Raw genomic sequence first — 19,133 nt, forward strand, 5'->3', positions numbered from 1 at the left:
CAACAAGAGCTCTTGTTGATAACAAGATGCCATGCTGTAATCGTCGTCACGTCGATGAGGAAGGACCGGACGTGTCGGGGATCACTGGAGAGAAGCACGGCCGTCGCGGCCTGCGCGCGCTGGCGGCGGTTGTCGTGTCCGCCCTGGCGAGCTGCGCCCTGCTCGCGGGAGCGTCGCCCGCATCGGCCATCCCACTGCCGCAGGCGGATTCGTTCTACACAGCGCCGGAAGGATTCGAGTCCCGCGCACCGGGCGACGTTCTGCGCGCACGGGAGGTGCGCTTGGCGGTGCTCACCGCCCTTCCGCTGAACGTGCGGTCCTGGCAGCTGCTGTACCGGACCACCGATCTGTTCGGGCAACCCGCCGCGGCGGTGACCACGGTGCTGTTGCCCGCGGGCGCCGATCCGAACCGTTCCCGCCCGCTCGTCTCGCTGCAGTTCTACTACGACAGCGCGAGTCCCGATTGCTCCCCGTCGTTCGTGCTGCGCCAGGGCGCGGGTCTTCCAGGCCTGGAGGGCATCCACTCACAGAGCGAATTGATCGCGATCGCGGCGCTGCTCAGCCAGGGGTGGGCGGTATCCGTCCCGGACTACGAAGGGCTGGAAGGGCACCTCGCGGTGGCCGAGGAACCCGGATACCTGACATTGGACGGCATCCGCGCCGCCGAGCGCTTCGAGCCGCTCGGTCTCGACGGGGCGAACACGCCGGTCGCGTTGTGGGGCTATTCCGGCGGCGGAATGGGTTCGGGCTGGGCCGCCGAGATGGAGCCGACCTACGCTCCCGAGCTGAACGTCAAGGGCGTCGCGCTCGGTGCGCCCACCTCGGACGTCGTATCCCTGCTGCACGTCAACGGCTCGATGTTCTCGAGCTTGATCGGCATCGGCATCTCGTCGCTGCGCAAGGCGTACCCGAAGTTCCGCGCGGCGTCCGATCGCTACCTGACGGCCGAAGGCAGAGCGCTGATGGACCGGACCGCGGCGCAATGTCTCCCACGGAACGCGCTCACTCAGATGTTCGTCGACTACCAGCGCATGCTGACGATCCCGATCGCCGAGTTCCTCGCCGTCCCGGAGATCGCGGAGGTGTTCGAGGCGACCGTTCTGGGTCGCACCATCCCCACCGCGCCGATCTTCCTCTACCACGGCGTCTTCGACGAGGCGGTGCCCATCTGGACCAGCGAGCGGCTGGTCCGGCAGTACTGCGCGGGCGGCGCTTCAGTGCTGTTCGAGCGCGATCACTTCAGCGAGCACTTGACGCTGCCCTCGCTGGGCATGGCTCGCACCTTCGAGTGGCTGCGGGAACGCCTGGCGCCGGAGGCGCCGGATCAGATCGGCTGCCGCACCGAGGACGTGGTGTCCATGCTCGCCGACGCCGACGCGCTGCTGACACAGCTCGAGATCAACCTGAACGCGACCTTCGGCGCGCTCGGCTTCCCGATCGGCCCGCACGAGCGCTGACGCCGCTGTCTGGCTGTTCGCTCGATCTCCGCGAATCGCCGGGCACGCGTTCAGGCTGTCCGGGTATGGTCGGGCGGGAAAATTTCACAACCAACGGGGGCTCGCACCAGCGGGCTGAGAGGACGGCTAGCCGAAAGGCGTCAGGGCCGTCGACCGTATGAACCTGACCGGGTAATGCCGGCGTAGGGAGGAAAAGATGGCACCCGCCGCTGCGTCCGACGGCGCATCCGCACCCGTCGACAGCGTCACCACCGGCCCGATCGAGGGCAGTGTCAAGCACTATCTCGAAGTCGACGACCTGCGCATTCCGGTGCGCCGGATCAATCTGACCAACGGGGAGCACTTCGACGTGTACGACACGTCGGGCCCGTACACCGACGAGACGGCGACGATCGATCTCGAAGGCGGTCTACCGAAGCTGCGCGACACGTGGGCGAAACCGGAAGGCAAGGGCCCGCGCACCCAGCTCGCTTGGGCTCGCGAGGGCATCGTCACGCCCGAGATGCGGTTCATCGCCGCACGGGAAGGCGTCTCGCCGGAGATGGTGCGCGAGGAGGTGGCCGCGGGACGCGCGGTCATCCCGGCCAACCACAAGCATCCGGAGCTCGAGCCGACCATCATCGGCAAGAAGTTCCTGGTCAAGATCAACGCGAACATCGGTAATTCGGCCGTCTCCTCCTCGATCGCCGAAGAGGTGGAGAAGATGGTGTGGGCCACCCGCTGGGGCGCGGACACCATCATGGACCTGTCCACCGGCAAGAACATCCACGAGACCCGCGAGTGGATCCTGCGCAACTCCCCCGTCCCGGTGGGCACCGTGCCGATCTACCAGGCGCTGGAGAAGGTGAACGGCGACCCCACCGCGCTCACCTGGGAAATCTACCGCGACACCGTGATCGAGCAGTGCGAGCAAGGCGTGGACTACATGACCGTGCACGCGGGCGTGCTGCTGCGTTATGTCCCGCTGACCGCCAAGCGGGTGACCGGCATCGTCTCGCGCGGCGGGTCGATCATGGCCGCCTGGTGCCTGGCGCACCACCGGGAATCGTTCCTGTACACCCACTTCGAAGAACTCTGCGAGATCCTGGCGCGCTACGACGTCACCTTCTCCCTCGGCGACGGCCTGCGGCCCGGCTCCATCGCCGACGCCAACGACGAGGCGCAGTTCGCCGAGCTGCGCACCCTGGGCGAGTTGACCAAGATCGCGAAATCCCATGGCGTGCAGGTGATGATCGAGGGCCCCGGGCACGTGCCGATGCACAAGATCGTGGAGAACGTGCGGCTCGAGGAGGAGTTGTGCGAGGAGGCTCCGTTCTACACCCTCGGCCCGCTCGCCACCGACATCGCTCCCGCCTACGACCACATCACCTCCGCGATCGGCGCCGCCATCATCGCGCAGGCGGGCACCGCGATGCTGTGTTACGTCACCCCGAAGGAACATCTCGGGTTGCCCAACCGGGACGACGTGAAAGTCGGCGTGATCACCTACAAGATCGCCGCGCACGCCGCCGACCTCGCCAAAGGCCATCCGCACGCGCAGCAGCGTGACGACGCGCTGTCGAAGGCCCGTTTCGAGTTCCGCTGGCGGGACCAGTTCGCGTTGTCGCTGGACCCGGACACCGCGCGCGAGTACCACGACGAGACCCTGCCCGCCGAACCCGCCAAGACCGCGCACTTCTGCTCCATGTGCGGCCCGAAGTTCTGCTCGATGCGGATCTCGGCGGACGTGCGCGAATACGCCGAACGCCAGGGTTTGAACGAGGCCGAGGCGCTGGAAGCCGGTATGGCGGAGAAGTCCGCCGAGTTCGCCAGTCGCGGCAACGCCGTCTATCTGCCCGTGGTCTCGTAACGACCACCCGCCGCCCGCCGCGACCCGGCGGGCGGCGGTGCTCTATCCCTCGCCCCGCAGCAGTGTGGCCACCCGCAACGACGTCTCGTGCAGCCGATCGAACACGTCGAGCACGAGTTCGCGCCGACGGGGACGCCCATCGCTGACCTGCTCGACCGTCAGACCGCATCGCGGGCGGAGAACGACGCCGAAGCGTTCGCCGCCGTGTTCACCGCGGACGCCGACTAGGGCGCATCCAGCACGCTCGACGGAACCCCGTAGGGCAGGAACCGCACCCGACGGCGGTCGTCGGTGTTGTCGCGATGGGCGCGTAAGGCCTCGAGTTCGCTCGGGAAGACCTGTTCGACCCTGGCCTCGCCGCTGTCATCGATGCGGTAGATCGCCCACACCCCGCTGCCGGTCTCACCGGCGGTTTCGCCCTCGGGTTCCGGTGGACGCGGCCGTTCCGGTTGGACGAACCGACCGAGCAGCGACGCCAGTGAACCGACGCTCGCCTGATCTACGCGATCCAGGTATACGCCGGCTTTCCCGAGCAGGTCGCGCAGCTCGGTTCCCGCTCCACGCAGTGCGCGTTCGAATTCTTCCGGGTCGATGCCGAAAGGCCCGTTGGTTGGCATCGCATGTGCTCCTGGGGACGAGTTGGGCGCTACGTTCTCAGTGTCCTCGCGAAACTCCGACTTCGCCACGTCGACCTCGCCCATCTCGACGCCCTCACGCTCTGCGATGCGCTTTCCGATCAGAACCGCTCGGCGATCAGTAGGACTGGAGTTCGATCAGCGTGCCCTCCGGGTCACGCAAGTGGGCGGTGCGCAGCCCGGGGCCCCACTGCGGCCGATCGGCCGGAGCTGCGACAACCGTCGCGCCGTGCTCGGCGCACAGTTTCGCACCCGCGTCGACATCGCGGACCCGGCAGACGAACATGACCGCGTCCTGCGACGGCGCGGCTCGCTCCGGCAGCGCCGCCATCGCGACGACCTCCGCCATCGCGGAGCGATCGAAGAGCACGAGCGCGCCTTCGTCCCCGACGTCCCAGTTCGCATAGGGACCCGCAGCGGTTCCCTTGATCAGGGTCGCCCCGATCAGCTCGGGCAGCACGGCCGCGTAGAAGTCGAAGCATTCGGCGAATCGGGTGACCAGAAGTCTCGGATGAAGTGCGTCCACGGCGTCTCCAACTAGTTGGTGCGGACCTACTTTAGGTTCACACCTACAATAGTTCGATGGACTCCGGACGCGCACTGCCACCGAGCCTGCTCGGCCTCGACGTCTACCTCCTGTCCCGAGTGGGCAAGACCGCGCGCGGCCGATTCGCCGACCGGCTGGCCGCCCGCGGTCTGCGGCTGTGGCACATGGCGATCCTCGCGGCGCTGGCCGATTTCGGCCCGCACGCCCAACGGGATCTCGCCGAGCGCCTGGCCATCCACAACAGCGACGTCGCCAAGATCGTCGGCGAACTGGAAGCCGCCGGTCAGGTGGAACGCACGCGCGACGACCGCGACCGTCGCCGGATCACCGTGCGCATCACCCGCACCGGCCGCACGGCATTGCGTTCCCTCGATCGCGAGGCCGGTCGGGTCGGCAACGAAATCCTCGCCCCATTGACCCCGGCCGAGCGCGATCAACTGCATGCGATGCTGGAACGCGTCTTCGCGCAAGCGCATTCGGAGTCCGCTATCGAGTGATTCGGCGACGACCCGCTGCGGGAGGATCGTCGGCGGCATCGGACGAGTCAGGACCACCTTCGCTCTGCCGCTCGCACGAGCCGGGTGCGTGTGGTCACCGTCGCACCGCGACCGGCCGTACCGCCGCCCGCGCCGATATGCGAGATCAGAGCACCGTCTGCTCGATCAGGCGGCGGGCCGCGCGATCGGTGCGCTCGACCTCGCCGGTGATCATCCTGTCCTGCAAAATCCCTCGCAAGCCCGACACAAGCAAAGTCGCAACGATTTCGGGGGCGTCAATGGACGGAAGGTTGCGCAGCCCGTCGGCCAGCGCCGACACGAAGACGGCGATGGCCGAGGTGGCGTAGTCGCCGTAGGGGCTGCTCGGAGCACAGGCCGCGCCGAGCACCTGGAGCATCACCCGCACGCTCGTGCGCCCGTCACCCGAGGCGTTGGCGGTCCAGAAATCCCACAGCCGGTCGCGGAGTTCGGACGCGTCGCCGATGTCGGCGAAGACGGCCGCGATGTCGGGGCGCTGCGTCGCCAGCGCCTGGACCAGCAGCTCTTCCTTGGTCGTGAAGTAGTAGATGAGCATGCGCGAGCTGGTGCCGAGTTCGGCGGCCAGCGGGCGCAGCGACAGGTCCGCGAGGCCGTGCTCGGCGATGTAACGCACGACGCCTGCGAGCAGTTCGGTGCGTTTGACGTGGTCGAGAGGGCGGGCCATGAGTTGACTGTAGCGATTGGTACAGGTATTCATGACATCGTGACTGTAACAATCGCTTCAGAAACTCGGGATTCGGTCGTGGTCACCGGGTACGCGGCCACCACGTCGCTGGCCGATGACATGGACACGACCTGGTCCCGGCTGCTGGCGGGGCACAGCGGCATCGGTCCACTCTCCGACGATTTCGTGGCCGAGTACGACTTGCCGGTCCGCATCGGCGGCAAGTTGCAGTCACAGCCGGGCGCCGAGCTCACCCGGGTCGAACAACGCAGACACTCCTACGTCGAGCAGATGGCGCTGGTGCTCGGCCGCCGGGTCTGGCGTGCGGCGGGTGCGCCCGAGGTGGACGGCGACCGGTTGGCGGTGGCCATCGGCACCGGGCTCGGCGGCGGCGACGCGCTGATCTCCGCGGTCGACGCGATGCGCGCGGGCGGTTACCGCAAGGTGTCGCCGATGTCGGTGCCGATGGTGATGCCGAACGGTCCCGCCGCCACCGTCGGGCTCGAAATCGGCGCGAGAGCGGGTGTCTTCGCTCCGGTCTCGGCGTGCTCGTCGGGTTCCGAGGCGATCGCGCACGCCTGGCGGCTGATCACCACCGGCGAGGCGGACGTGGTGGTGGCCGGGGGCGTCGAGGGACACATCGACGCCGTGCCCATCGCGAGCTTCGCCATGATGCGCGCCATGAGCACCCGCAACGACGACCCGGAACGCGCGTCGCGTCCGTTCGACCGGGACCGCGACGGGTTCGTCTTCGGCGAGGCCGGCGCGCTGCTGGTGCTGGAATCCGAGCGGCACGCCCGCACGCGGGGCGCCACCGTGCACGGGCGGGTGCTCGGCGCGGGCATAACCTCCGACGCGTATCACATCGTCGCCTCCGAACCGGAGGGGATCGGCGCGGCCCGCGCGATGCGCAAGGCCATCGAGACCGCGGGGCTGCGGGCTTCCGATATCCATCATGTGAACGCGCACGCCACGTCGACCTCCATCGGCGACGCGTCGGAGGCCAACGCGATCGCCTCCGTCGTCCCCGATGCCTCGGTCTACGCGCCGAAATCCGCACTGGGGCACTCGATCGGGGCGGTCGGCGCGCTGGAATCGCTTGTCACCATGCTCACCCTTCGCGACCAGGTCGTTCCACCCACCCTGAACCTGGACAACCCGGATCCGGCGATCGATCTGGACATCGTCGCGGGCGCGCCGCGCACTCAGCGCATCGACTTCGCGCTGAACAATTCGTTCGGCTTCGGTGGGCATAATGTCGCGCTGGCATTCGGCCGGGTCTGATGGCGGGGGCCGCATCCGGCCGGGCTAACGTCGTGAGACAACCGACCACTTGGCCTGAGGACGGACCGTGAGCGAGCGAGAGAACCGAGGACACAGCGTGCGGTCGCGCACGACAGAGTCGAGCGCGCACGGACAACAGCCGTGAGTGACGCCTTCTACCTCCCCGACCCCGACCAGCCGGATCGCTTTCTTTCCACCGAGCTGACCCGCGGGCCGTGGTCGCCGGATGCCCAGCACGCGGGACCACCCTCCGCGCTGCTCGGCCACGTGATCGAGCGGTGCGAGCCGCGTCCGGGGTTCCAGATCGGCCGGGTGGCGGTCGAGATTCTCGGCCCGGTGCCGCTGGAACCGCTGACGGCGGCGGCGCGCGTCGTCCGTCCCGGCCGCAGCGTCGAGCTGATCGAGGCGACGCTGTCCACCGAGCGCGGACCGGTGATGCGAGCCAACGCCTGGCGGTTCAAGCTGTCCGAGCCGGAATTGCCGCTGCCGGAACGCTTCTTGCCGACCGGCACCCGCCCCGGCCCGGAGCAGGCGCACGAGCCCGAGCCGTTCCCGTCCACCCAGCCGATCGGCTTCCACACCGCCATCGATTACCGCTTCCTCAGCGGGTCCTTCACCGAGCCCGGCCCCGCGATCTGCTGGATCCGGATCAAGCACCCGATCGTCGCGGGCACCGACCCGAGCCCACTGGAGCGCACCCTCGCGGCCGCGGATTCCGGCAACGGCGTCAGCGCGATCCTGGACTGGTCGAAGTTCCTGTTCATCAACACCGACCTGACGGTCACTCTGCATCGCCAGCCCGCAGGCGAATGGGTCTGCCTCGACGCCGTCACCTACCCCCAACCCCATGGCATAGGTATGGCCGAGTCGGCGCTCTACGACGAAAAAGGTCCCTTGGGCCGCAGCACACAAACCCTCTTCCTCGGCACCCGGTAGCCGAGGCAGACCCACCCGACAATTCGTCACCGACACGTCGACGGACTGGTCGAAATCCGATGCACGGCCGAGCTTTAACCCAGAGCGCGACTCACCGGAGTGGCGATCCCGACCGCCACGCCGACACCCGACACGATCGCTGTCTCGCCCGCTATCGCCGACGAGCTCATCGCCCTCGTCCACAGGTCGGCGTGCTGACCGCGTGGCAGTGTGGGCACCATGTCTCGTCGACTTCGAAAGATCGTCGTGCGCTTCGCGATTCCGCCGCGTGGCGCCGTGACCGTTGCCCTGCTCGCCCTCGCCCTGGCCACATCCGGCTGCGGCGATGCGGGCACCGTGGACATGAAGGTCGGGGAATGCGGCTATTTCACGCGGGGCCAAGCGAACCGTGCGTGGGACGTACAGCGCCGCAGTTGCGCCGATCCGGAGGCCGCGCTGGTCGTCGTGCGGGGGGCCTCGAAGGTGGATTGCCCCGACCTCCCGTTCAGCTGGTCCAGCCGGGGCAGCCGCGCGCTCCAGGTGTGCACTCACTTGAACGCTCAGGTCGGGGACTGCTTCAACAACCCGGGTAACCAGTATGCGCATCTGCACCGGTTGCGGAAAGTGCCGTGCTCGACGCCGGAGGCGTACGAGGTGAATACCCGCGTCGAGCGCGCGGATTACGGCGTCTGCCACGCCGCGAACAGCGAATATGGTCAGACCGCCGAGATCGTGCACAAGCAGCCGCCGGTGTCGTTCTGCCTGCATCGCGTAGGGAGCTGACGACACTGCCCGCGAAGCGGCACACGTCCGGTGGCGGGCAATCTCGGTCAGGGGCGGGTGGAGATCTGTTGGACGCCCCAGCCGTTGCCGTCGGGGTCGGTGAAGAAGAAGAATCCGACGTTGTCGAGGGGGTCGGGCATGGGCGTGGGGTTTTCGCCGAGGACCTGGATCTCGGTGACCTCGACGCCACGGGAGGTCAGCTCCTGGTGGGCCTGGCGCAGGTCGTTGACCACGAGTTGCAGGCCCTGCTGGGAGCCGGGCGTCATGTCGGGTACCGCGCCCTTGCCGATCACGATCGAGCATCCCGAGCCCGGCGGTGTGAGTTGCACGATGCGAACGTTGTCATCGATCTCGGTGTCGTGGTCTACGGCGAAGCCCAGCTGTTCGGCGTAGAAGCGCTTGGCGCGTTCGATATCCGATACGGGCACGATCACGACCTCGAGCGTCCAGTTCACGGCGCATCCTTTCGGGACGGACAACGGTATTCGTACCAGTGCGGACCGGTGTTCGCGGCAGAATTCATCGCCGAATCCAGCGCCAGCCGAATTCGTCCGGCGCGGGTGGCGGGCCGGGGAGTTCACCCTCCGCGTTCAACCCGGCCAGCAGCATGGCGAGTACCCGGCGGCGCAACTGGACGGTGCGCTCCTGACTCGGCAGCGTGATGGCCGCGCAGGACTCCAAGATCAGGACGAGGTCCTGGGGTGTGACGTCCGGGCGCAGCTTGCCGGTGGCGTGTGCGCGGCGCACGAGCTCCTCGGTCGCTTCGCCGGAGCGGATGACGTCGGGCAGGATCGACTCGTCGGGGGTGAAGGTGCCCGCGAGATGCACGGCGAGTGAGTGCACGTCGGCGTCCACCACCCGCTCCAGGAAGCCGACCAGAGCGCGCCAGCCGTCCGGCTCCTCCAGTGCCGCTTCGGCTTCCGCGTTGTACCGGCGCAGACCCTCGTGGCAGAGCGTGCGCAGCAGCACTTCCTTGCTCGGGTAGCGCCGGTAGAGCGCGCTGATCCCGACGCCGGCGCGTTCCGCGACGGCGGAGATGGGGGCTGTGGCGTCGGCGAGGAACACCGCGCGGGCGGCTTCCAGGATCAACCCGTCGTTGCGGGCGGCCTGCGCCTTGCGGCCGGGTAGGCCCTTCTGAGCTGGGGTATCGGAGGTTTTCGGCATGACTCCAGGATAGCACTTGAACGGAATGATCCGTTCTGTTACGGTTCAATCAGAACAGAGCATTCCGTTTCAAAAGGAGCAGGACATGACCGCCATCACCCCCTTCCGCATCGACATCGACCAGGCCGAACTGGACGACCTGCGCGACCGCCTGGCCCGCACCCGCTGGGCCGAGCAGATCCCCGGCTCGGGCGACACCTACGGGGTGAGCGTCGATCGGGTGCGCCACCTGGTCGGGTACTGGCGGGACGGGTTCGACTGGCGCGGAGTCGAGCGGGCATTGAACGCCTACCCGCAGTTCACCACCGAGATCGACGGCCAGAACATCCACTTCCTGCACGTGAAATCCGCCCAGGACAACGCGTTCCCGCTGATCCTCACGCACGGCTGGCCGGGCACCTTCGTCGAATTCGTCGGCATCATCGAGCCGCTCACCGCCGCCGGGTTCGATCTGGTGATCCCCTCGGTGCCCGGCTACGGATTCTCCGGCCCGACCACCGAGGCGGGCTGGAACGACGCCCGGATCGCCCGCGCCTGGGCGGAGCTGATGCGGCGGCTCGGCTACACCCGCTACGGCGCGGTGGGTAACGACGGCGGATCACAGATCTCCCCGGAACTCGGGCGGGTCGCGCCGGAGCAGGTGGCCGGCGTGCACGTCACACAGGTGTACTCGTTCCCCTCGGGCGATCCGGCGGAGCTGGCCGATCTCGACGAGGACGAGCAGCGGTCGCTGGCCACCCTGGACTGGTTCGTGAAGAACAAGATGGGCTTCAACGTGCTGCAATCGCAGCAGCCGCAGACGCTGGCGCACGCGATCACGGATTCGCCCGCCGGACTGGTCGGCTGGAACGGCCAGCTGCTCGGCCCGGACCTGGACGACGACTTCGTGCTGACCAACATCGCGATCCACTGGCTCACCGGCACCGCTGGTTCGGCGATCCGGCATTACTTCGAGAAGGACAAGGCCGAGCACTCCACCACGCCGAGTACGGTTCCGCTCGCGCTGTGCGGCTCCACCGGCGATTTCCACGGCATCCGCCGCTTCGCCGAGCGCGACCACAACATCGTGTCGTGGCGCACGCACGAGGTGTTCACCCACTACCTGCACCACGTGGCGCCCGCGCTCATGGCGGAGGAGATCACGGAGTTCTTCGCGCCGCTGCGCTGAGACAGTCTCTTATGGCGACGAGACTCACGGCCATGGATCGTCTCGTTCACCGCTGATGTACTGGATTCAGCAACAGCACAACAGCTTTCGAACAAGGAGAGAACCATGAAGATCGCAGTCTTCGGAGCCACCGGTACCGTCGGTCGTCTCGTCGTCGAGCGGGCGCTGCGGGAGGGGCACGAGGTGACCGCCTTCACCCGCAGCGCCGCGGGCGTCCCGCAGCGGCACGAGCGGCTGCGGGTCGTGGAAGGCGATGTGCTGGACACGACTTCGGTGCAGCGAGCGGTGGAGGGGCAGGACGCGGTGCTGATCTCGCTCGGCAACGGCCGCAAGGGCGTGGTCCGCGCAGGCGGCACCAGGGCGATCATCGCCGCGATGCAACGCACGGGCGTCGCGCGGCTGATCTGCCAGACGACGCTCGGCGTGGGCGACAGCCGGGGCAATCTGAACTTCCTGTGGAAGTACGTGATGTTCGGGCTGCTGCTGCGCCCGGCCTACGCCGACCACGTCCAGCAGGAGGAGTACGTCCTGGCCAGCGACCTGGACTGGACGATCGTGCGGCCGAGCGCCTTCACCGACGGACCGGCCACCGGCAGCTACCGGCGCGGGTTCCCGGCGGGCGAGCGCGGCCTCACCCTGAAGATCGCCCGCGCCGACATCGCCGATTTCATGATCGAGCAGCTGACCGACACGACCTACCTCCGCCAGGCGCCCGGCATCTCGAACTGAGCGCGCCATGCGGCGGAACGCGAGCGGCTCACCCGCGAGCCCGGAGCGTGCCGCTGTGGTCTCAGGCGTGCTCGTGCAGGTCGCCCCAGGCCGGAAAGGGATCGGGATACTCCGCCCACGCACCGGGCCCCTCGGCGAACTCCGCGTCGGTGAGCAGCGCGTCGTCCAGCAGCGCCCGCACCTTGTCGCCATCCAGTTTTATCCCGATGAAGACGATCTCCTGCCCCGGCGGCACTTCCAGTGACGACCACCAGGCGGCGGGCTCGAAAACCAGGTTCGGCCCCGCTTGCGACCACACCGCGGCCAGCGTCGATCGACTCGCGATCCAGCAGAACCCCTTGCTGCGCAAGAGACCGCGCAGCTGCTCCAGCGCACCGGAAAGGCGCAACGGATGGAACGGCCGCTCAGCGGTGTAGGTCAGGCTGCGAATGCCGTACTCCTCGGTCTCCGGCGTGTGCCCACCGGCGAGTTCCTCCGCCCAGCCCTCGGCCTCCGCGGCGACCATCGGGTTGTAGCGCCCGGTGTCCAGGACCTCGGCCAGATCGACCACGCCGTTGCTGGTGCGCAGCACCTGGGCGCGCGGGTTCAAGCGACGGACCGTCGCCTCCACCGCTCCCGCCGCGGCCGCGCCGACCAGGTCGGTCTTGTTGACCAGCAGCACGTCGGCGAACTCGACCTGATCCACCAGCAGATCGGCGATGGTGCGCGCGTCGCCCTGCCCCGCTTGCAGGTTTCGCTCGGCCAGCGCCTGCCCGCGCGCCACCTCGGCGAGGAAGGTCGAGGCGTCGACCACGGTCACCATGGTGTCGAGCCGGGCGACGTCGCCGAGCCGGAAGCCGTCCTCGAACTCCCAGTCGAACGTCGCGGCCACCGGCATCGGCTCGGAGATGCCGGTTGATTCGATCACCAGCTGATCGAACCGCCCCGCACGAGCCAGCCGCGCCACGGCTTCGATCAGGTCCTCGCGCAGCGTGCAGCAGATACAGCCGTTGGTCAGCTCGACCAGCTTCTCCTCGGTGCGATCCAGGTGGCCCTGACCCGCGACCAGCGCGGCGTCGATGTTGACCTCGCTCATGTCGTTGACGATGACCGCCACTCGACGGCCTTCCCGGTTGGCGAGGATGTGGTTGAGCAGCGTCGTCTTGCCCGCACCGAGGAAGCCGGACAGCACGGTGACGGGAAGCAGATCGGAGTCCATGCATTAATGATAACGATTTTCATTTGCTAGACGCGAGCGGGTCCCGGTTGCCCGAGGCGGGCCAGCCGGATCGCCGTAGGGTTTGTGTCGTGAAATTGCTGCCATTGCCCGCCGAGGGGCAGACCCCTGTCCGGGCGCTCACCATTGCCGGTACCGATTCCGGCGGAGGCGCCGGAATTCAAGCCGATACCCGCACCATGGCTCTGTGCGGCGTGCACGCGCTGGTGGCCGTCGCGGCGGTGACCGTGCAGAACACGGTGGGCGTCAGCGGATTTCACGAGATTCCGCCGCACGTCGTGGCCGATCAGGTGCGCTCGGTCGCCGGGGACATCGGAGTCGGCGCCGCGAAGACCGGCATGCTGGCCTCCACCGCGATCATCGAGGCGGTGGCGGCAGTGTGCCGGGAGGTCAGCATCGGTCGCGACGGCGAGGTCCCGCTGGTCGTCGATCCGGTCGCGGCCTCCATGCACGGCGATCCCCTGCTGCACGCCGAGGCGCTCGACGCGCTGCGCTCCACGCTGATTCCGCTCGCGACAGTGGTGACGCCGAACCTGGACGAGGTCCGCCTGCTCACCGGAATCGACGTCGAGGACGACCATTCGGCGCGGCGCGCGGCCGAGGCGCTGCACAAGCTGGGGCCGCGCTGGGCGATCGTCAAGGGCGGGCACCTGCGTTCCTCCGAGTACAGCACCGACCTGCTGTTCGACGGCGAGCAGTTCCTCGAGTTCACCGCGCCGCGCATCGCGACCGGCAACGACCACGGCGGCGGCGACACGCTGGCCGCCGCGATCGCCTGCGCGCTGGCCCACGGCTATCCGGTGCCCGAAGCGGTCGAGTTCGCCAAGGAGTGGACCTATCGCTGTTTGGCCGCGTCCTACGATCTCGGCGCGGGCCACGGGCCGGTGTCGCCGCTGTGGCGGTTGCATCGGAGCTGAGCGGATCGCTCGGCGCGCGCCATTTCTTGTCGGTGGCGACTGCGATACTGAGGACGTCGCCGACACGGATGGCCTCAACGGCGAGGCGATCGGAACAACGAAGTTCGGCGTGAACGCGGCACGACCTCGGCGCCCGGCCCGGGGGGCGCTCCGGTCACATAGCGGAAACCGCGAGGTGCAGCGGCCGATCGGCCGCGATCGCGATGCCGTGCAGCCGCGCGCTCGCGGCCACCAGCGCGAAGACGATCTCGCTCAGATAGGCGGCGAACTGCTCCACCGGCATGGCGGGTGGTTCCGGCCGGTTCACCCCCAGCCACCAATCGGTGGCCGATGCCACCGCGCCGAAGATCGAATAGATCACCAGCTCCACGCTCGCGACCCGCACCGACTCGTCGTTCACCGCGCCCGCGAACAGCTCGGCGGCGCGTTCGGCGGACTGCCTGGCCGATTGCAAGGCGCGGTCGGCGTCGCCGGACCGTTGCGTGAAGTGGCTGTGCAGCATGAACCGGAAGACGTTCGGCTGCCGCGACACCACCCGCGCGTATTCGGTCGCGGCGCGGCGCACCAGGTCGCCGGCCGAGTCAGCGGTCAGGTCGAAGCTGGTCATGACCTGCTCCCAGAGCATGTCGCGCACCCGGTCGACGATCGCGTTGTAGAGGTCGGTCTTGTCTTCGAAATGACGGTACAGCTTCGGTTTGGCCGCGCCCGCTTCCTTGGCGATGTCGCCCATGCTGACGGCGGGACCGACCTTGTCGAGCGCGCGGAAGGCGGCGTCCACGAACTCTTCGCGCACCTTCCGGCGATGCTCACGCCAGCGCTCGGTGCGCGCGTCCACACGTTTCGGCGGCTGGTCGTCTTCCGTCCGGCCGCGCAGCATCACGAATGCGGATGCTACCTGCTCGGGGTACCGAGCCCCGACCGTGTGCCGGGCCTCGTCCTACCGGTCGGTGTTCGCCGGAACCGCTGCCGCCGTCCCCCGCGGCCTCGGCCTTCTTCTCCGCTCGCTTTTCCTCGAGGGTCGTCCGGGACGGCGGCTGCCGGGAACGCGAAACACCATGGGCGGCACCCCCAGGAACCTCACAGCTGGGCCCCAGCACCGTAGCAGCGTGACCCTCGACTCTGGTTCGCATGACCGAGACCTCGACCGTCGCGGCGACGGAACGGACCGAGACCACGGGCGCGCCCGTGCTGGACGTGGTGATCCCCGTCTACAACGAAGAGACCGATCTCGGCGTGTGCGTCCGCAGACTGCACGCCTACCTGCGCGACGGGTTCCCCTTCCCGGCGCGCATCACGGTCGCCGACAACGCGAGCACCGACGACACGCTGCAGGTCGCACAGCTGCTCGCCGAAGAACTCGACGACGTGCGCGTCGTTCACCTGTCCGCCAAGGGACGCGGGCGGGCGCTGCGAGCGGTGTGGGAGCGCTCCGACGCGCAGCTCGTCGCCTACATGGACGTCGACCTGTCCACCGACCTGAACGCGCTGCTGCCCCTGGTCGCACCGCTGATCACCGGGCATTCCGACCTGGCCATCGGCACCCGGCTCGACGCCGCCTCCCGCGTGGTGCGCGGCCCCAAGCGCGAGATCATCTCGCGCTGCTACAACTTGCTGCTGAGGGCCTCGCTGCGCGCGCACTTCTCCGACGCTCAGTGCGGATTCAAAGCGATGCGCACCGACGTGGCGCGCCGCCTACTGCCGCTGGTGCGCGACGGGGAGTGGTTCTTCGACACCGAATTGCTGGTGCTCGCCGAGCGAGCCGGGCTGCGCATCCACGAGGTCCCGGTGGACTGGATCGATGACCCGGACAGCCGCGTCGACATCATCGACACCGCGCGCAAGGATCTGCTCGGCATCTGGCGGCTCGGCCGGGCGCTGGCCACCGGGGCGCTGCCGCTCGACGAGCTGCGCCGCTCGGTGGGCAGGGAGCCGCTGGTGGCCGGGGTGCCGCCGGGCATGGTGGGCCAACTCGTGCGGTTCGCGATCGTCGGTGTGCTGAGCACGCTGGCCTATCTGCTGCTCTACACGGTGTTGCAGTCGCTGACCGGCGCGCAGGTGGCGAACTTCGCGGCGCTGCTGATCACGGCGGTGGGCAACACCGCGGCCAACCGGGCCTTCACCTTCGGCGTGCGCGGCTCCAACGGCGCCGTGTCGCATCAGTTCCAAGGGCTGGTGATCTTCGGGGTCGGATTGGCGCTCACCAGCGGGTCGTTGTTCGCGCTGCATCGGTGGGCGCCGGACGCCTCGGTGCAGCTGGAGCTGTTCGTCCTGGTGGTGGCCAATCTGGTGGCGACGCTGTCGCGGTTCGTCGGGCTGCGCTGGGTATTCCGCGACAGCGGCGGCGATCGTGCGCCGAACGCACCGGCTCTCGCCGCTACCGCACGCTCCGCCGAGGGAGACCGTTGATGACGGCGACCATGCCCGCACCGCCGGTCGCGGCCGAACCGCAGCCGAAGCGCCGCCGGAACTGGGAGTACCCGGCGCTGGCCGCGCTGCTGCTCGGCACGGCGGTGGCCTATCTGTGCAACCTGAGCGCCAACGGATGGGCGAATTCGTTCTACTCCGCCGCCGTACAGGCGGGTTCGGTCTCGTGGAAGGCGTTCTTCTTCGGATCCTCCGACGCGGCGAACTCGATCACCGTGGACAAACCGCCCGCCTCGCTGTGGGTGATGGAGCTTTCGGTGCGGGCCTTCGGGCTGAACAGCTGGAGCATCCTGGTTCCGGAGGTCCTGCTCGGCGTGGCGAGTGTGGCAGCGCTGTGGGCGACGGTGCGCAGGCCGTTCGGCCCCGCCGCCGGCTTGCTCGCCGGGCTGGCGCTGGCGGTGACGCCGGTCGCGGCGCTGATGTTCCGGTTCAACAATCCCGAGGCGCTGCTGGTCTTCTTGATGGTCGCGGCGGCCTGGGCGATGACGCGGGCGGTGGACGACGGCCGCTGGCGGTGGCTGATCCTCACCGGCGCGCTGATCGGATTCGGGTTTCTCACCAAGCAATTGCAGGTGCTGCTGGTGGTTCCGGCGCTCGCGCTGACCTACTTGCTCGCGGGTCCGCCGAAACTGGGCAAGCGCATCCTGCAACTCTTCGCGGCGGCGGCCGCGATGGTGGTGGGCGCGGGCTGGTGGCTGCTGGCGGTGGAGCTGTGGCCCGCCTCGTCACGGCCGTGGATCGGCGGTTCACACGACAATTCGATCCTGGAACTCACTCTCGGCTACAACGGGCTCGGCAGGCTCAACGGCAACGAGCGCGGCAGCGTCGGACCGGGCGGCGACCTTCCGCCGGGCGGCAACGGCATGTGGGGATCCAGCGGCATCACCCGGATGTTCGAACCGGCGCAGGGCGGTCAGATCGCGTGGTTGATCCCCGCGGCGCTGGTCGCGCTCGTCGCCGGAATCCTGCTGCGCGGCAGGGCGTCTCGCACCGACCGGCAGCGCGCTTCGCTCGTCCTCTGGGGCGGCTGGCTGCTGGTGACCGGGCTGGTGTTCAGCTACATGGCCGGCATCTTCCACCAGTACTACACCGTGGCCCTGGCTCCGGCGGTCGCCGCGCTCGTCGGCGCGGGAGCGGTCCTGTCGTGGCGGGAGCGCCATCGCCTGTGGGTGCGGCTGACCTCGGCGCTGGCGGTGGGCCTCACCACGGCGACCGCGTGGATGCTGTTGTCGCGCAGTCCGGAATGGCAGTCGTGGCTGCGCTGGACGGTGCTGGTCGTCGGTGCGCTCGCGACGCTCGCCGTGCTCCTGCCCACGCCGCGCAAGCTTGCCGTGGTGTCGGCGCTGGCGGTCGCGTTCACGTTCCTGGCCGGACCGGTGGCCTACGCCGTCGACACCATCGCGACGCCGCACGCCGGTTCCATCCCCTCGGCCGGACCGAACGTCGCGATGCGTGGTCGGCCGCCGTGGGGTGAGGGAATGCCGGGAATGGGCCGTCGCATGCAGGACGGAACGCGAACCAATGGCGACGGCGGCGCGCAAGCCCCCGGCGGTATGCCACCGGACGGACGTTCGCCGGGCATGACACCGGATGGCCGGATGCCCGGAAGCCAGGTGCCGCAGGGGAATGGCCCCGCCAGCCGGATGCCGAACGACGGTCGCCAGGGCGCGACACCCGACGGGCAGTTCCCCGACGGCGCGGGCACCCCGCCCGGATTCCCGCCTGGCACTGCGCCGCAGGGCAACTCACCAGATACCGGAACGATGCCCGGCGGGCAGGCTCCGCAAGGAACCGGGCCGACACAAGGCGCGCCAGGGGACGGCGGTCCCGGACCCGACGGTGGCGGAATCGGCGGCCTGCTCGGGGCGAGCGAACCGAGCGCGCAGGTGGTGTCCCTGCTCGAGCACAACGGCGGCGACTACACCTGGGTGGCCGCGGCCATCGGCTCGAACAGCGCCGCGGGCTTGCAGCTGGCCACGGAACTGCCCGTGATGCCGATCGGCGGCTTCAACGGCAGTGACCCCGCACCGACGCTGGAGCAGTTCCAGCAGTATGTCGCCGAAGGGAAGATCCATTACTTCGTCGGCGGCGGACGTGGACCGGGTTCGTCCGGCTCCTCGCCCAGTGCCCAGATCACGCAGTGGGTTCAGGAGAACTTCACCGCCACAGAGGTGGACGGGGTCACCCTGTACGACCTCACCGCGGCCCACTGAAATCACGCGATGCGGTTCCGTCGCCCTGCATTCCACGGGGCCGCATCGCCTCCCGGTGTTCAGCGCGACCCCCTGCGCCCGCTGAACACCGCATCCGCACCGGCGCCATACCTCGGCGCCGGTGCGGATCGCGTTGTGCGATGAATCCGGCTTCGGCTCTTGGCATCCCGCAAAACTCCAGCGATGATGATCGGACGCGTGACGGCTCCGGGCCGGAAGCCGGACCATCAGGTCACGTGCCACCGAGAACATTCAGGGAAACAGTTGAACGCTTTCATGAAGCTGGCCGTGACGGTGGTCAGCGCACTGGTCGCAACCGCGCTCACCGTCGGATTCGCCGCCACCGCGTCGGCCGCGCCCGCCGACCGGGCCGAACCGATCGCCGCCGCGACCAGCGAGCCCCCGCAGGTGACCTACATCAAAGCGTGCCTGCCGCCCGGCGACACGATCGAACTGCGCACGGGAATCGGCGCGGCGATCGGGGCCGCGATCGGCGCGCTCGTCGGCCTGCCCGTCTTCTTCGTCGGCGCGATCCCCGGCGCGATCATCGTCGGCCTGATCGGCGCGGCCATCGGAGCCTCCTCCTACGCCATCGATTCGGGACGGCTCGAGCAGCAGGGTCTGTGCTGAAC

20 protein-coding genes are annotated in these 19,133 nt (G+C 68.7%); 13 read left to right on the top strand and 7 right to left on the bottom strand.

The genetic code is table 11. The annotated features are described in order from the left end of the window. Window positions 1–71: 71 nt before the first annotated feature. From NNI01S_RS00390 to NNI01S_RS34180, 3 genes are all read left to right on the top strand, one after another. Window positions 72–1,457 carry a lipase family protein gene (locus NNI01S_RS00390; RefSeq protein ID WP_063016247.1) on the top strand — a complete coding sequence of 462 codons (1,386 nt, stop codon included), beginning with the start codon at window positions 72–74 and terminating at the stop codon, window positions 1,455–1,457. 196 nt (window positions 1,458–1,653) lie between these two features. After that, the gene (thiC, locus tag NNI01S_RS00395; RefSeq protein ID WP_063016318.1) at window positions 1,654–3,306 is read left to right on the top strand and encodes a phosphomethylpyrimidine synthase ThiC; all 1,653 of its coding nucleotides are present in this window, start codon (window positions 1,654–1,656) and stop codon (window positions 3,304–3,306) included. An 87-nt stretch (window positions 3,307–3,393) separates the two neighbouring features. After that, a complete protein-coding gene (locus NNI01S_RS34180) occupies window positions 3,394–3,534 on the top strand; it encodes a hypothetical protein (protein WP_157114529.1) in 141 nt (46 codons plus the stop codon). Here the strand turns inward: NNI01S_RS34180 and NNI01S_RS00400 are convergent. Both NNI01S_RS00400 and NNI01S_RS00405 read right to left on the bottom strand, forming a co-directional pair. Further along, entirely contained in the window at window positions 3,531–3,923 is a 393-nt protein-coding gene (locus NNI01S_RS00400) for an Rv0313 family protein (protein ID WP_063016320.1), read from the bottom strand. The genes NNI01S_RS34180 and NNI01S_RS00400 overlap by 4 nt on opposite strands. A 136-nt stretch (window positions 3,924–4,059) precedes the next feature. Next, the gene (locus NNI01S_RS00405; protein ID WP_063016249.1) at window positions 4,060–4,467 is read right to left on the bottom strand and encodes a VOC family protein; all 408 of its coding nucleotides are present in this window, start codon (window positions 4,465–4,467) and stop codon (window positions 4,060–4,062) included. Window positions 4,468–4,523: 56 nt separating this feature from the next. Between NNI01S_RS00405 and NNI01S_RS00410 the strand changes: the two genes are divergently transcribed. After that, complete coding sequence (locus NNI01S_RS00410) at window positions 4,524–4,985, top strand: MarR family winged helix-turn-helix transcriptional regulator (protein WP_063016251.1); 462 nt, start codon at window positions 4,524–4,526, stop codon at window positions 4,983–4,985. A 145-nt stretch (window positions 4,986–5,130) separates the two neighbouring features. Here the strand turns inward: NNI01S_RS00410 and NNI01S_RS00415 are convergent, their stop codons facing one another. Continuing rightward, window positions 5,131–5,688, bottom strand: coding sequence for a TetR/AcrR family transcriptional regulator (locus tag NNI01S_RS00415; RefSeq protein WP_063016253.1), 558 nt, complete (start codon window positions 5,686–5,688; stop codon window positions 5,131–5,133). 39 nt (window positions 5,689–5,727) lie between these two features. Between NNI01S_RS00415 and NNI01S_RS00420 the strand changes: the two genes are divergently transcribed. The 3 genes from NNI01S_RS00420 to NNI01S_RS00430 all read left to right on the top strand — a co-directional run bounded on the left by NNI01S_RS00420 (window position 5,728) and on the right by NNI01S_RS00430 (window position 8,670). Beyond that, the gene (locus NNI01S_RS00420) at window positions 5,728–6,972 is read left to right on the top strand and encodes a KasA/KasB family beta-ketoacyl-ACP synthase (RefSeq protein ID WP_063016259.1); all 1,245 of its coding nucleotides are present in this window, start codon (window positions 5,728–5,730) and stop codon (window positions 6,970–6,972) included. 141 nt (window positions 6,973–7,113) lie between these two features. Further along, window positions 7,114–7,908 (top strand): thioesterase family protein, encoded by a 795-nt coding sequence (locus NNI01S_RS00425; RefSeq protein ID WP_063016261.1) that lies wholly within the window; start codon window positions 7,114–7,116, stop codon window positions 7,906–7,908. A 246-nt stretch (window positions 7,909–8,154) separates the two neighbouring features. Continuing rightward, window positions 8,155–8,670 (top strand): LppU/SCO3897 family protein, encoded by a 516-nt coding sequence (locus tag NNI01S_RS00430; RefSeq protein ID WP_063016263.1) that lies wholly within the window; start codon window positions 8,155–8,157, stop codon window positions 8,668–8,670. A 47-nt stretch (window positions 8,671–8,717) separates the two neighbouring features. Here NNI01S_RS00430 and NNI01S_RS00435 read toward each other — a convergent pair whose 3' ends face one another. Then, window positions 8,718–9,125 (bottom strand): glyoxalase superfamily protein, encoded by a 408-nt coding sequence (locus tag NNI01S_RS00435; RefSeq protein WP_063016265.1) that lies wholly within the window; start codon window positions 9,123–9,125, stop codon window positions 8,718–8,720. A gap of 64 nt (window positions 9,126–9,189) precedes the next feature. Continuing rightward, entirely contained in the window at window positions 9,190–9,834 is a 645-nt protein-coding gene (locus NNI01S_RS00440; RefSeq protein ID WP_063016267.1) for a TetR/AcrR family transcriptional regulator, read from the bottom strand. A gap of 85 nt (window positions 9,835–9,919) precedes the next feature. Here NNI01S_RS00440 and NNI01S_RS00445 point away from each other — a divergent pair, with 85 nt between their 5' ends. Together NNI01S_RS00445 and NNI01S_RS00450 are read left to right on the top strand one after the other, a co-directional pair. Further along, the gene (locus NNI01S_RS00445; RefSeq protein ID WP_063016269.1) at window positions 9,920–11,002 is read left to right on the top strand and encodes an epoxide hydrolase family protein; all 1,083 of its coding nucleotides are present in this window, start codon (window positions 9,920–9,922) and stop codon (window positions 11,000–11,002) included. Window positions 11,003–11,107: 105 nt separating this feature from the next. Beyond that, a complete protein-coding gene (locus NNI01S_RS00450; protein ID WP_063016271.1) occupies window positions 11,108–11,731 on the top strand; it encodes an NAD(P)-dependent oxidoreductase in 624 nt (207 codons plus the stop codon). Window positions 11,732–11,792: 61 nt separating this feature from the next. Here the strand turns inward: NNI01S_RS00450 and NNI01S_RS00455 are convergent, their stop codons facing one another. Continuing rightward, window positions 11,793–12,929, bottom strand: coding sequence for a GTP-binding protein (locus NNI01S_RS00455; RefSeq protein WP_063016273.1), 1,137 nt, complete (start codon window positions 12,927–12,929; stop codon window positions 11,793–11,795). An 89-nt stretch (window positions 12,930–13,018) separates the two neighbouring features. On the opposite strand from NNI01S_RS00455, the gene thiD reads away from it, so the two are divergent. Then, window positions 13,019–13,864 (top strand): bifunctional hydroxymethylpyrimidine kinase/phosphomethylpyrimidine kinase, encoded by an 846-nt coding sequence (gene thiD / locus NNI01S_RS00460; RefSeq protein ID WP_063016275.1) that lies wholly within the window; start codon window positions 13,019–13,021, stop codon window positions 13,862–13,864. A 154-nt stretch (window positions 13,865–14,018) separates the two neighbouring features. On the opposite strand, the gene NNI01S_RS00465 is transcribed toward thiD, so the two are convergent. Then, window positions 14,019–14,741, bottom strand: coding sequence for a TetR/AcrR family transcriptional regulator (locus NNI01S_RS00465; RefSeq protein ID WP_063016277.1), 723 nt, complete (start codon window positions 14,739–14,741; stop codon window positions 14,019–14,021). A gap of 251 nt (window positions 14,742–14,992) precedes the next feature. Here NNI01S_RS00465 and NNI01S_RS00470 point away from each other — a divergent pair, with 251 nt between their 5' ends. The 3 genes from NNI01S_RS00470 to NNI01S_RS00480 all read left to right on the top strand — a co-directional run bounded on the left by NNI01S_RS00470 (window position 14,993) and on the right by NNI01S_RS00480 (window position 19,131). Beyond that, complete coding sequence (locus NNI01S_RS00470) at window positions 14,993–16,270, top strand: bifunctional glycosyltransferase family 2/GtrA family protein (RefSeq protein ID WP_063016279.1); 1,278 nt, start codon at window positions 14,993–14,995, stop codon at window positions 16,268–16,270. Further along, window positions 16,270–18,501 (top strand): glycosyltransferase family 39 protein, encoded by a 2,232-nt coding sequence (locus tag NNI01S_RS00475; RefSeq protein WP_063016281.1) that lies wholly within the window; start codon window positions 16,270–16,272, stop codon window positions 18,499–18,501. The genes NNI01S_RS00470 and NNI01S_RS00475 overlap by 1 nt, the downstream gene beginning before the upstream one ends. A gap of 264 nt (window positions 18,502–18,765) precedes the next feature. Continuing rightward, the gene (locus NNI01S_RS00480; RefSeq protein ID WP_157114530.1) at window positions 18,766–19,131 is read left to right on the top strand and encodes a hypothetical protein; all 366 of its coding nucleotides are present in this window, start codon (window positions 18,766–18,768) and stop codon (window positions 19,129–19,131) included. Window positions 19,132–19,133: the final 2 nt, after the last annotated feature.

The organism is Nocardia niwae NBRC 108934 = DSM 45340 (assembly GCF_001613465.1).
GTDB classification, from domain to species: Bacteria; Actinomycetota; Actinomycetes; order Mycobacteriales; family Mycobacteriaceae; genus Nocardia; species Nocardia niwae.